The sequence below is a fragment of the Pseudomonas sp. yb_2 genome, assembly GCF_043103905.1.
In the GTDB taxonomy this organism is placed as follows: Bacteria; Pseudomonadota; Gammaproteobacteria; order Pseudomonadales; family Pseudomonadaceae; genus Aquipseudomonas; species Aquipseudomonas alloputida.
Window position 1 is genome coordinate 85,375 of record NZ_JBICKH010000017.1, and the last position, 12,467, is coordinate 97,841.

General features: G+C 61.8%; 12 protein-coding genes and 1 tRNA gene. 11 read left to right on the forward strand and 2 right to left on the reverse strand.

The genetic code is table 11. From position 1 onward, the window contains the following. Positions 1-4: 4 nt before the first annotated feature. The 5 genes from ACF8FB_RS03935 (at position 5) to ACF8FB_RS03955 (ending at position 5,980) form a co-directional block, all read left to right on the forward strand. Positions 5-985 carry a tripartite tricarboxylate transporter substrate binding protein gene (locus ACF8FB_RS03935; protein WP_010952525.1) on the forward strand — a complete coding sequence of 327 codons (981 nt, stop codon included), beginning with the start codon at positions 5-7 and terminating at the stop codon, positions 983-985. A 199-nt stretch (positions 986-1,184) separates the two neighbouring features. After that, positions 1,185-1,643 (forward strand): tripartite tricarboxylate transporter TctB family protein, encoded by a 459-nt coding sequence (locus ACF8FB_RS03940; RefSeq protein ID WP_049587364.1) that lies wholly within the window; start codon positions 1,185-1,187, stop codon positions 1,641-1,643. 1 nt (position 1,644) lies between these two features. Further along, on the forward strand, positions 1,645-3,159 hold the full coding sequence (locus tag ACF8FB_RS03945) for a tripartite tricarboxylate transporter permease (RefSeq protein ID WP_010952523.1): 1,515 nt from the start codon (positions 1,645-1,647) through the stop codon (positions 3,157-3,159). Next, positions 3,152-4,207 carry an AbrB family transcriptional regulator gene (locus ACF8FB_RS03950; RefSeq protein ID WP_010952522.1) on the forward strand — a complete coding sequence of 352 codons (1,056 nt, stop codon included), beginning with the start codon at positions 3,152-3,154 and terminating at the stop codon, positions 4,205-4,207. The genes ACF8FB_RS03945 and ACF8FB_RS03950 overlap by 8 nt, the downstream gene beginning before the upstream one ends. 90 nt (positions 4,208-4,297) lie before the next feature. Next, complete coding sequence (locus ACF8FB_RS03955; protein ID WP_010952521.1) at positions 4,298-5,980, forward strand: bifunctional metallophosphatase/5'-nucleotidase; 1,683 nt, start codon at positions 4,298-4,300, stop codon at positions 5,978-5,980. Positions 5,981-6,006: 26 nt separating this feature from the next. On the opposite strand, the gene ung is transcribed toward ACF8FB_RS03955, so the two are convergent. Next, the gene (ung, locus tag ACF8FB_RS03960; protein WP_010952520.1) at positions 6,007-6,699 is read right to left on the reverse strand and encodes a uracil-DNA glycosylase; all 693 of its coding nucleotides are present in this window, start codon (positions 6,697-6,699) and stop codon (positions 6,007-6,009) included. Between the two features lie 126 nt (positions 6,700-6,825). Here ung and ACF8FB_RS03965 point away from each other — a divergent pair, with 126 nt between their 5' ends. Further along, a complete protein-coding gene (locus tag ACF8FB_RS03965; protein ID WP_274141189.1) occupies positions 6,826-7,932 on the forward strand; it encodes an enoyl-CoA hydratase/isomerase family protein in 1,107 nt (368 codons plus the stop codon). Between the two features lie 44 nt (positions 7,933-7,976). Here the strand turns inward: ACF8FB_RS03965 and ACF8FB_RS03970 are convergent, their stop codons facing one another. After that, positions 7,977-8,426, reverse strand: coding sequence for a hypothetical protein (locus ACF8FB_RS03970; RefSeq protein WP_392511049.1), 450 nt, complete (start codon positions 8,424-8,426; stop codon positions 7,977-7,979). A 212-nt stretch (positions 8,427-8,638) separates the two neighbouring features. Between ACF8FB_RS03970 and ACF8FB_RS03975 the strand changes: the two genes are divergently transcribed. The 5 genes from ACF8FB_RS03975 (at position 8,639) to ACF8FB_RS03995 (ending at position 12,442) form a co-directional block, all read left to right on the forward strand. Beyond that, positions 8,639-10,120, forward strand: coding sequence for a diguanylate cyclase (locus tag ACF8FB_RS03975; protein ID WP_392511050.1), 1,482 nt, complete (start codon positions 8,639-8,641; stop codon positions 10,118-10,120). After that, entirely contained in the window at positions 10,113-10,325 is a 213-nt protein-coding gene (locus ACF8FB_RS03980) for a cysteine-rich CWC family protein (protein WP_049587360.1), read from the forward strand. The genes ACF8FB_RS03975 and ACF8FB_RS03980 overlap by 8 nt, the downstream gene beginning before the upstream one ends. 8 nt (positions 10,326-10,333) lie before the next feature. Then, positions 10,334-11,026, forward strand: a complete 693-nt coding sequence (locus ACF8FB_RS03985; protein WP_350298628.1) for a pseudouridine synthase — start codon at positions 10,334-10,336, stop codon at positions 11,024-11,026. Between the two features lie 343 nt (positions 11,027-11,369). After that, positions 11,370-12,257 (forward strand): (R)-3-hydroxydecanoyl-ACP:CoA transacylase, encoded by an 888-nt coding sequence (gene phaG / locus ACF8FB_RS03990; protein WP_392511051.1) that lies wholly within the window; start codon positions 11,370-11,372, stop codon positions 12,255-12,257. Between the two features lie 111 nt (positions 12,258-12,368). Next, a tRNA-Gly gene (locus tag ACF8FB_RS03995) sits at positions 12,369-12,442 on the forward strand. Positions 12,443-12,467 lie beyond the last annotated feature (25 nt).

Below are 12,467 nucleotides of genomic sequence, written 5' to 3' on the forward strand. Positions count from 1 at the left end.
GACGATGACCTTTTCACTGCGCCGCCTCGTCCTCGCTACCGGCTGCCTGCTGTTGGCCGGCAACGCCCTCGCTGCAGAACCGAAACGCCCCGAATGCATCGCTCCCGCCTCACCCGGCGGTGGCTTCGACCTGACCTGCAAGCTGGTGCAAAGCGCACTGGTACAAGAAAAGATCCTCAGCAAGCCGATGCGCGTCACCTACATGCCCGGCGGGGTCGGCGCGGTCGCCTACAACGCCGTGGTCGCCCAGCGCCCGGCAGACGCCGGCACGCTGGTGGCCTGGTCCAGCGGCTCGCTGCTTAACCTGGCCCAGGGCAAGTTCGGCCGTTTCGACGAAAACGCGGTGAAATGGCTGGCTGCCGTCGGCACCAGCTACGGTGCCATCGCAGTGAAGAGCGACTCGCCCTACAAGACACTTGATGACCTGGTCGCAGCGCTGAAGAAAGACCCGAGCAAGGTAGTGATCGGTTCCGGCGGCACCGTCGGCAGCCAGGACTGGATGCAGACCGCGTTGATCGCCAAGGCCGCTGGCATCAACCCGCGCGACCTGCGCTACGTGGCCCTGGAGGGCGGCGGCGAAATCGCCACGGCATTGCTGGGCGGCCACATCCAGGTCGGCTCTACCGACATTTCCGACTCCATGCCGCACATCCAGAGCGGCAACATGCGCATCCTCGCGGTGTTCTCTGAAAACCGGCTGAACGAGCCGGAAATGAAAGACATCCCTACTGCCAAGGAGCAGGGCTACGACATCGTCTGGCCGGTGGTGCGCGGCTTCTACCTGGGGCCAAAAGTGAGCGACGAGGACTACGCCTGGTGGAAGGCCTCGTTCGACAAGATGCTGGCCTCCGAGGACTTCGCCAAGCTGCGAGACCAGCGCGAGCTGTTCCCGTTCGCCATGACCGGCGAAGAGCTGGACGGCTATGTGAAGAAGCAAGTGGCTGACTACAAGGCGCTGGCCAAGGAATTCGGCCTGATCCAGTAAGCCTGTCGGACTCACCACCACTCCTGTGGGAGCGGCCTTGTGTCGGGATCGGGCGCGAAGCGGCCCCTGGCACAGCCGATACGATGCTTCGTACAGATCGCATCGGCAGGTTTAGCGGCCGCTTCGCGCCCGATCGCGACGCAAGGCCGCTCCCACAGGATTTGCATTTCACTTGAGCAATCCCAACGAGGATTCCCCAATGATCCTTCAACGCATTTTCGCCTTGGCCCTGCTGGCGATGTGTGCCGCCCTGGCCGTGATGGCCTGGCCCTATCAGGCTGCATTCTCCTATGAACCGGTGGGCCCGCGCGCTTACCCGCTGCTGGTGCTCGGCCTGATGGGGCTGGGCCTGCTGTACCTGGTGTTCCGCCCAACGCCCATCGTGCGCAAGGATGACGAACCGGAACTGGACCGCGAGACCCTGATCAAGATCACCGCCTGTGTCGGCCTGCTGATCGTCTTCGCCGCCACTTTCGAAGCGCTCGGCTTCATCCTCAGCGCCATCCTGGTCGGCCTGCCCATGGCTCGGCTGTACGGTGGCCGCTGGCTGCAAAGCGCCATTGTGGTGGCCGGCATGAGCATTTTCCTCTACTGGCTGTTCGACCGCGTGATGGACGTGCCCCTGCCCCTTGGCCTGCTGAGCGTACTGGAGAACTGACATGGATACCTTGAGCTACCTGGGCCAGGGCTTCGGCATTGCCCTGTCCCCTTACAACCTGGTCACCGCCCTCTCCGGCACCTTGATCGGCACCGTGGTCGGCCTGCTGCCGGGCCTGGGCCCGATCAACGGCGTGGCCCTGCTGATCCCCATCGCCTTTGCCCTCGGCCTGCCGCCGGAATCGGCGCTGATCCTGCTGGCCGCAGTGTACCTGGGCTGCGAATATGGCGGGCGTATCAGCTCGATCCTGCTGAACATCCCGGGCGAAGCCTCGACCGTCATGACCACCCTCGATGGTTACCCGATGGCCCGCCAGGGCCTGGCCGGTGTTGCCCTGTCGCTGTCGGCCTGGAGTTCGTTCATCGGCGCCTTCATCGCCACCTGCGGCATGGTGCTGTTCGCCCCGCTGCTGGCGAAATGGGCCATCGCCTTCGGCCCGGCGGAGTACTTTGTGCTGATGGTGTTCGCCATCGTCGCGTTGGGTGGCATGGCCGGTGACAAACCACTGAAAACCTTCATTGCCGCTCTCATCGGCCTGTTCCTCTCGGCGGTCGGCATCGACGCCAACAGCGGCGTGTACCGCTTCACCGGTGACAGCGTGCACCTGGCCGACGGCATTCAGTTCGTGGTCCTCGTGCTGGGCCTGTTCTCCATCAGCGAAATCCTCCTGCTGCTGGAAAAGACCCACCATGGCCACCAGGCGGTCAAGGCTACCGGCCGTATGCTGTTCAACTTCAAGGAAGCGGCCTCGGTGTTCCTGGTCAACATCCGTTGCGGCCTGCTTGGTTTCATCATGGGTGTTCTACCCGGCGCCGGCGCAACGCTGGCCAGCGCCGTGGCCTACATGACCGAGAAACGCATGGCCGGGGAAAGCGGCAAGTTCGGCAAAGGCGATGCCCGTGGCCTGGCAGCCCCGGAAACTGCCATTGGTGCGTCCTGCTGTGGCGCCCTGGTGCCGATGCTGACCCTGGGTGTCCCGGGCTCTGGCACCACGGCCGTGATGATCGGCGCCCTGACCCTGTACAACATCACCCCTGGCCCACTGCTGTTCGAACAGCAGCCAGATATCGTCTGGGGCCTGATCGCCTCGCTGTTCGTCGCCAACATCATGTTGGTAATCCTCAACATCCCGATGATCCGCATCTTCACCCGCATCCTCGCCGTGCCAAACTGGGCGCTGGTGCCGGTGATCGCCATCATCACCGCGATCGGCGTTTACGCCGTGCATGCCACTACCTTCGACCTGTTCCTGATGGTCGGCATCGGCATCATGGGCTACATCATGCGCAAGCTGGACTTCCCACTGTCGCCGATTCTGCTGGGCTTCATCCTCGGCGGGCTGATGGAGCAGAACCTGCGTCGGGCGCTGTCGATCTCCAACGGCGAACTGGGCATCCTCTGGTCGAGCCCGATCAGCATGGGCATCTGGGCGCTGGTAGTGGTAATGCTCGCCCTGCCGCTGCTGCGCATCTGGCGCAAACGCAGCCTGCAGCGCCGGGCCCTGGCCGATGCCTGATCGGTCGTTGCCATTGTTCGTCGCGACCGGGCTGGTCGGCCTTGCTGGCGGTTTTGCCGCCAGCAAGGTCGGCTGGCCTTTGCCATGGATGGTCGGTTCATTGCTGGCGATCATCCTGGTGCGCTGCCTGACGCGTTGGCAGCTTTCGGAAATCCCCAACGGCCGCAAGTGCGGGCAGTGGATCATCGGCATCGGTATTGGCCTGCACTTCACCCCCGCGGTGATCGAGCAGGTGGCCAGCCATTTCGCGCTGATTTTCTTCGGTGCGTTGTTCACCACCCTGTCCAGCGTGATCAGCGTATGGCTGCTGCGGCGAACCGGCGAAGACCGCGCCACCGCGTTCTTTGCCAGCATGCCAGGCGGTTCGGGAGAGATGGTCAACCTTGGGGCGCGCAATGGCGCGGTGCTCAGCCAGGTGGCGGCAGCGCAGAGCTTGCGTGTGCTGGCAGTGGTGCTTTGCGTGCCGGCGCTGTTCAAGTTTCTGCTGGGTGACGGGGTACCACTGAACCACACCGGTAGCGTGAGCTGGGGCTGGCTGGCATTGATTGCGCCCTTGGGTGTTGCCGTTGCCTTGCTCTGGCAGCGCTTGCGCCAGCCCAACCCCTGGCTGTTCGGGCCATTGCTGGTAGCGGCTACGGTCAGCCTGGCCGGCAACCTGCAGATCGCCCTGCCCAATGGCGCCAGCCAGATCGGCCAGTGGCTCATCGGCAGCGGCCTGGCCTGTCACTTCAACCGCGCGTTCTTCCGCCGCGCACCGTCGTTCCTGGGGCGCACCTTGATGGCCACGGCGTTGTGCATGGCGATTGCCGCCAGTGCCGCGTGGCTGCTGAGCATGATGACTGCACTGGACTTGCGTTCGCTGACACTGGGGATGATGCCTGGCGGGATCGCCGAAATGAGCCTCACGGCCGAAACGCTGCAATTGTCAGTGCCGCTGGTGACGGCGCTGCAGGTGATGCGCCTGATCCTGGTGTTGTTTCTTGCAGAACCGCTCTTCCGGTTGTGGGACAACAGGCATTCGAGCTGCAAGTACCCTGAAGATAGATAGTTACCACTTGCCCAATGCCCGGGTGAATAGAGTCGGATTGCTGCCCTGATCGCCAGCAAACCCACACTTCCCGGCATTCAAGAGGTAATGATGAAAGTTCGTCTTTCTTGCAACTATCGCTCGGCTATTGCCTGGGCATGCCTTGCCATCAGCGCAGGCAGCCTTGCCGCAGAGTCACCTGCCCCCGTCCAGATCAACGTCGTGGCTATCAATGATCTCCACGGCTACCTGGAACCCAACCCCCAGGACTACGCTGGCGCGCAAGGCGCTACCCGCCTGACCTACGGCGGCATCGCCACACTCGGTGCCATGCTCGATGAACTGCGAACGCAGGACCCCGATCTGCTGTTCATCGGGGCTGGCGACTTGATAGGGGGCAGCCCCGCCATTTCTGCGCTGTGGGCTGACGAGCCTGTGCTTGAGGCCTTGAACGCGATGGGCATGGTCGTCAGCGCATCCGGGAACCACGAACTGGATGCAGGCAAGGCCGAGTTTCTTCGTCAGATCCACGGAGGATGCGAGTCGACGCGCCCTGAAAAGGCTTGCAAGTTTCGCGGCAACTATCCAGGAAGTGGCTTCCCTTACATAGCGTCCAACCTGATCGATACCACTACGGGCAAGCGCTTGCTACCGGCCTATCACATTGAGCAGGTAAAAGGGGTGAAGATAGCGTTCGTCGGTGCAGTGCCGCGCAACATGGAAAAAGTGGTCTCGGCCAGAGCATTCGCAGGGCTCAAGGCCACGGATGAAGCGCAAGCCATCAATGACGTGATTCCGGAGCTCAAGGCCAAGGGTGTGAATGCAATCATTGCGGTCATGCACCAGGGAGGGGATACCGCCGAGCCGTTCGACACGCAGGATTGCAGCCAGCTAAGTGGCACGATCGTCGACGTGGCGAAGCGGCTGGATCCTGCGGTAGATGCCGTCATCAGCGGCCACTCGCATGCCAGCTATCAATGCAAGGTGGGTGACTTGAGCATCACTCAGGCTGGCAAGTACGGCCACTTCCTGACTCAGTTGAAGTTGCAGGTAACGCCAGGCACCCATCACGTCACGAACATCACCGCCCGCAATATTCCTGCTGACCCACAGAACTACCTGCCCAATGCCCAGTTGGCGGGTTTGCTAGAGGAAGTGCGTCAGCGGTCCGGGGAAAAATTGCTCGAACCCATAGGACGCATCTCGACGGCAGAACTTGACCGCAAAGAAAATGCCGCCGGTGAAACAACCTTGGGGAATCTGGTCACGGATGCACAATTGGCCATGACCCAGGCGTTCAATACCCAGGTTGCCTTTCTCAACCTGGGAGGGCTGCGCAGTGATCTTATCCAGCCTGCCGATAGCGACCTGACCTACGAACAATTATTCGCCGTACAACCGTTCAATAACCCACTGGTGGTTCAGGAACTGACAGGCAAGCAGATTACCGAACTGCTCAACCTTCAATGGAACAGGGGCAGTTTCAATCCGCTGCAAGTATCGAAGGGTTTTCATTATGAGTGGGATGGTTCACGGCCTGTCGGCAGCCGTGTCGTCGAGGGGAGTGTGCGTCTTCACGGCAAACCCGTTGAGCCGTTGACCCATTATCGCGTCGTCAGCAACCTTTTCCTGGCCGATGGTGGCGGTGGCTTGGCCACTTTCAAAGAAGGAAGGCGACGCCAGGACACCGGCATCACCGACCTTGAAGCCTTGGTGGAGTACGTGCGCCAGAACCATGAGCGGGGGATTGCCATTGGCCAGCGCAGCGAGCCGCGCATGAGCATGACGCCCTGAGCGATTGCGTACCCCACCGCGGTTTCTCACAGCGGGGGCAGTGCCCAGTCGATGGGCCCGAGCCCCCGCTGCTCGAGGAAGCTGTTGGCACGGCTGAAATGCCCGCAACCGATGAACCCGCGATACGCCGACAGCGGCGAAGGATGAACCGACTTCAAAACCAGATGCTTGGTACCGTCGATCAGCTTCTGCTTGCTCTGTGCATGCGCCCCCCATAGCAGGAACACCACGTTCGGGCATTGCTCACTGACCACCTGGATAATCCTGTCGGTAAACAATTCCCAGCCTTTCTTGGCATGCGACGCGGCATTGGCGCGCTCGACGGTCATGGTCGTGTTGAGCAACAGAACGCCTTGTTCCGCCCAGCTCTGGAGGTAGCCGTGGCTGGGGATCGGGATGTTCAGGTCGCGCTGCAGCTCCTTGTAGATATTGACCAGCGACGGTGGCGTGGCCACGCCCGGTTGCACCGAGAAGCACAATCCATGTGCCTGGCCCGGCCCGTGGTACGGGTCCTGACCGAGGATGACCACCTTCACCTGGTCCAGCGGTGTCGAATTGAGCGCATTGAAGATCAGCGGCCCTGGCGGGTAGATCTCCTTGCCGGCAGCGTACTCGCCACGCAGGAACTCGCGCAGCTGGTGCATGTAAGGCTGGTCGAATTCACCGCGCAATGCGGCCTTCCAGCTGGGTTCGAGTTTGATGCGATCGTCGTCAGTCATGGGGCCTTCCATAAACAATGGCGCGACACTAGGTAAGCCCTTCGCGCTTGTCAAACGATCCGACCGACGACCGGCATGATCGGCCAGGCAAGCCATACTTGAGCGATGACTTGCGAGAGGTAGTCCATGACCATTCACTGCGAGGTACTCACCGGCGTCGATGGCGCCCGCATCGGCATCGCCACCCTGGATGCGCCCAAGGCGCTCAATGCCCTGAACCTGCCGATGATCGAGGTGCTGGGCGAACAACTGCATGCCTGGGCCCGCGACCCGGGTATCGTCTGCGTGCTGCTGCGCGGCAACGGGGCAAAAGCCTTTTGCGCAGGCGGCGATGTCCGTGCGCTGGCGCAAGCCTGCCGCGACCACCCCGGCAGTGTCCCACCGCTGGCGGCCTCCTTCTTCGCCGCCGAATACCGCCTGGACTTTGCCCTGCACACCTACCCCAAACCGTTGTTGTGCTGGGGCCATGGGCATGTGCTGGGTGGTGGCATGGGGCTGCTGCAAGGCGCCAATGTACGTATCGTCACCCCCAGCAGCCGGCTGGCCATGCCGGAAATCAGCATCGGCCTGTACCCTGACGTAGGCGCCAGTTGGTTCCTGGCCCGACTGCCGGGCAAGCTCGGTTTGTTCTTCGGCCTGACAGGTGCGCCGATCAATGCCCGCGATGCCCTTGACCTGGGCCTGGCTGACCGTTTTCTGGGCGAGCACCAGCAAGAGGCCTTGATCGAGGAGTTGCTGCAACTGAACTGGCAGGAGCAGACCGCCATACAACTGAACAGCCTGCTCAAGGCCGAGCAGCATCGTGCCTGCGCCGAGCTGCCTGATGCCCAGTGGCTGCCACGACGGCATGAGATCGATCAGTTACTCGACGTGGCGGATGCGGCTTCAGCCTGGCGCGCGCTGGAAAGGCTCAAGCAGCATGACGACCCATTGCTGGCAGATGCCGGCCACCGTCTGCATGAGGGTTGCCCGCTGACGGCGCATCTGGTCTGGGAGCAGATTCGCCGGGCGCGGTACCTGTCGTTGGCGCAGGTGTTCCAGATGGAATACAGCATGAGCCTGAACTGTTGCCGCCACCCTGAATTCAGTGAAGGCGTGCGCGCTCGCCTGCTGGACAAAGACAACCAGCCGCGCTGGCACTGGCCTGATGTGGCGCAAGTGCCGGCGGCGGTAGTCGAGGCGCATTTTGCCAAGGCGTGGGAAGGGCGGCACCCGTTGGCGGATGTGGGTTAGCCTGCTGGTCCGGGGGCTGCTTTTCAGCCCCCGCCTCCGCTCAGCTAGCGCTGCCAGTTTCCTCCTCGCCCCTGCCCGCCCCGCACGTCCCAGCGCCCGCGGTGGTCAACCTGCCGATTGGAGTGCCGGTCGCCCTGCCGGTAACGCTGGCTGTCATTGCGATAGTCATGGCGATCCCGGTCCTGCCGGTAGTCTTGCCGCTGGCGATTGCCGTAGTCATAGCGCGGGTTGCCATGCCACTGGTTCATCCTCGGCTGCGGATAGGGCCGGTAATGGGGCAAAGGGGCCGACCGATTGTAGTAACGGGGAGCAGGCTGATAGTAGTAGCGCGGCGCAGGCGCTACATAGTACCGGTCATAGCGGTAATACCCCGGCGCCACATAGCGGTCGGTGGAGTAGTAGTCCGAACGGTAGTAGCCCCCGCGTTCATAGTACGGGGCGCAGGCCGAAGTCATCAGCCCCAGCAGGGCGATCAACAGGATTCGATAGGACATGGCGGCCTCCTGGACCGCTGGAGTGCCCGAACAGCGGCGCTGGCGAGCGTCGATACGAGATGCGTCAATCGACATTGACTAAGACAGCGGCGCGCAGGTGCAGTGCCATTTCTGCAATAACTTGATACAGCTGAAATAACCCTGAAAAACTTGCAGTCATTTGCTGGCCATCTCACTAGAATAAGCGGCTCGGCACACATCACGGGAAGATCATGCCCTTACGTTCCGCTCTGTTCTCGCAACGCTCGCTGATCGTTACCCTGCTCGTGTTACTGGCCTGCGGCTTCCTGGCCACCTCGCTGCTCAGCTACTTCTCCTCGCGCAGCGCCATCCGCGACGGCATCATCAATACCGAATTGCCGCTGACCTCCGACACTGTCTACTCGGAAATCCAGAAAGACCTGATCCGCCCGGTGCTGATCGCCTCGATGATGGCCCAGGACACCTTCCTGCGCGACTGGGTGCTGTCCGGCGAGCAGCATACCGAACGCATGACCCGCTACCTGAGCGAGGTCATGGGCAAACAGGACATCTTCACGTCCTTTTTCGTGTCCGATCGCACGCGGACCTACTACCAGGCCAAAGGCGTGCTCAAGCACGTCCAACCGGGCACCTGGCGTGATGCCTGGTATTTCCGTCTGCGTGAACTCAAGGCCCCTTATGAGATCAACGTCGACCTGGACATGGCCAACCAGGACAGCCTGACCGTGTTCATCAACTACCAGGTGCACGACTACCAGCAGCGCTTCATCGGCGCGGCAGGCGTAGGGCTGAGCGTATCGTCGGTGGTCAAGCTGATCGATCAGTACCAACGCCGCTACCAGCGCGCGGTGCTCTTCACGGATGCCAAGGGCAAGGTGCTGTTGACCGGCTCCGAGGGTGGCCCGCATGGCTTGCAAGTCGGCCAGTCACTTAAGGACAACCCTGAGCTGAAGGCCATGCTGGCCGAGCAGTTGGTGCCGGGCGAAGGCAGCCACGAGTACCATGACAGCGAAAACCACAGCCACTTTCTCAACGTTCGCCACCTGCCCGAACTGGACTGGTACCTGTTGGTGGACAAACGCGAAACCGGCGTCCTCGACCGCATTCGCCACGCGCTGTACCTGAACCTGGCGATCTGTACGATGATCACCCTGGTGGTGCTGGCACTGGTGCATGCCATGGTCCGCCGCCACCAGGCCAGCACCGAAGCCTTGGCCACGCTCGACAGCCTCACCGGCTTGTACAACCGGCGCAGCTTCGACCTGCTCGCCGCCCAGGCGCTGCGAGAAGCCAGGCGCGACAGTAGCCCACTGGTGGCCTTGCTGATCGATCTGGACCACTTCAAGGCGCTGAACGACAACCACGGCCACCTGGCAGGTGACGAAGTGCTACGCCAATTCGCCAATGTGCTGCAAGGCAGCCTGCGTCAGTCAGATATACTGTGCCGGTGGGGCGGTGAGGAATTCATCGTGCTGCTGCGCGAAGCTGAAGGCCGCCAGGCCATCGAGGTGGCAGAAAAAATCCGCCGACGCACCGAGCAGCTGACCTTCAGTTACGACAACCAGCCGCTGCGGCTGACCACCAGCATCGGCCTGAGCAGCCTGCAACCGGGGGATACCCTGCACGCCCTGCTGACCCGCGCCGACCGCGCGCTTTATCGTGCCAAGCAGGCTGGCCGCAACCGTGTCTGCAGTGAAACCCGCCATGAATGACAAGCAACACTGCCCCGCTTGCGGTGCCCTCAACCATTGCAGCCTGGCCGACCCACGCCGTGCCACCCAGGCGTGTTGGTGCTACAGCGTGACCATCGACCCGGCCGTGCTCCAGGCCTTGCCCGACGAGCTGCGCAACAAGGCCTGTCTGTGCCCGCGCTGCGCCGCCGTTGAAGAACAGCTCCGTCCATCCGCTGCCCACTGATCGTTGCCATGCGCCTTGACCGTTTCCTCGCCAACCTGCCCAGCTACAACCGCCAGAACGTTCGCCTGATGCTGGCGCAACGCCGCGTGCGAGTGGATGGCCAGGTAGTCAGCGACCCGCTGACCGACGTGCGTGAATTCAGCCGCGTAGAGCTGGACGAGCAACTGCTGCAGGCCGGCCGCCCGGCCCGCTACCTGATGCTGTACAAGCCCACTGGCTGCGTAAGCGCCACCCACGATCCGCAACACCGTACCGTTCTCGACCTGCTGCCAGCGGCATTGCGAGATGACCTGCACATAGCCGGGCGCCTGGATTTCAACACCACCGGCCTGATGATCCTGACCAACGATGGCCAGTGGTCACGGCGCCTGACCCAGCCTGCCACCAAGCTGCCCAAGCATTATCTGGTGGACACCGAGGACGAGATTGGCGAGCACTATGTGGCCAAGTTTCGCGAGGGTTTCTATTTTGCCTTCGAAGACCTCACCACCCAACCTGCCCAGCTGGACATCCTCGGCCCCCACCGAGCCCGGCTGGCGATCGTCGAGGGGCGTTACCACCAGGTCAAGCGCATGTTCGGGCATTTCAACAACAAGGTGATCGGGCTGCATCGGGAGAGCATGGGGGAGATCCGGCTGGATCCGGGGTTGGCGCCGGGGGAGTATCGTGAACTGACGGCCAATGAGATAGCCACTGTCTAGGCCGTGACAGACAGCCCGTGTCGTCATACGACCGCTCAGCGACAAAAGTCACATTACTTACCGAACGGCACTTGCGCGATCCCCAACCCACTGCTTGAATCCAAATCGTCAGTCTGCATGTGACTACCAAGTCACACCTGCAGCCGATGACACTTTTTGCCGGCCACCCAAAGCCTAGATGCCTTGGGGCACGGCAAATTGCCCGCCAAAAACAATACCGTCGACGCAAGTGCCAAGGATCGACACAGGGCCCCCGGATTATCTTCAGGCAAATGCCTACCTGTCATAAAGAACGTGCACCCTAGGTGACGCGAATACCCTTTTTGCGCCAGGAGTCGATGACATGAGGCCAGAAATCGCTGTACTTGATATCCAAGGTCAGTATCGGGTTTACACGGAGTTCTATCGCGCGGATGCGGCCGAAAACACGATCATCCTGATCAACGGCTCGCTGGCCACCACGGCCTCGTTCGCCCAGACGGTACGTAACCTGCACCCACAGTTCAACGTGGTTCTGTTCGACCAGCCGTATTCAGGCAAGTCCAAGCCGCACAACCGTCAGGAACGGCTGATCAGCAAGGAGACCGAGGCGCATATCCTCCTTGAGCTGATCGAGCACTTCCAGGCAGACCACGTGATGTCTTTTTCGTGGGGTGGCGCAAGCACGCTGCTGGCGCTGGCGCACCAGCCGCGGTACGTGAAGAAGGCAGTGGTGAGTTCGTTCTCGCCAGTGATCAACGAGCCGATGCGCGACTATCTGGACCGTGGCTGCCAGTACCTGGCCGCCTGCGACCGTTATCAGGTCGGCAACCTGGTCAATGACACCATCGGCAAGCACTTGCCGTCGCTGTTCAAACGCTTCAACTACCGCCATGTGAGCAGCCTGGACAGCCACGAGTACGCACAGATGCACTTCCACATCAACCAGGTGCTGGAGCACGACCTGGAACGTGCGCTGCAAGGCGCGCGCAATATCAACATCCCGGTGCTGTTCATCAACGGCGAGCGCGACGAGTACACCACAGTCGAGGATGCGCGGCAGTTCAGCAAGCATGTGGGCAGAAGCCAGTTCAGCGTGATCCGCGATGCGGGCCACTTCCTGGACATGGAGAACAAGACCGCCTGCGAGAACACCCGCGATGTCATGCTGGGCTTCCTCAAGCCAACCGTGCGTGAACCCCGCCAACGTTACCAACCCGTGCAACAGGGGCAGCATGCATTTGCCATCTGAGCGGCTCGGCGCCTTGTAGCCAATACCCGCAGGCCACGGGGCGCCGACAAGCTTTTTTATAACTTGGGCTTCTAATTCGCTGAAGGTTCTGGTAAAAAGTCGAGCTCAGATGCGGGTATAGTTTAGTGGCAAAACGAAAGCTTCCCAAGCTTTAGTTGAGGGTTCGATTCCCTCTACCCGCTCCACATCGCAGTCCCGCATGGCGTTCCA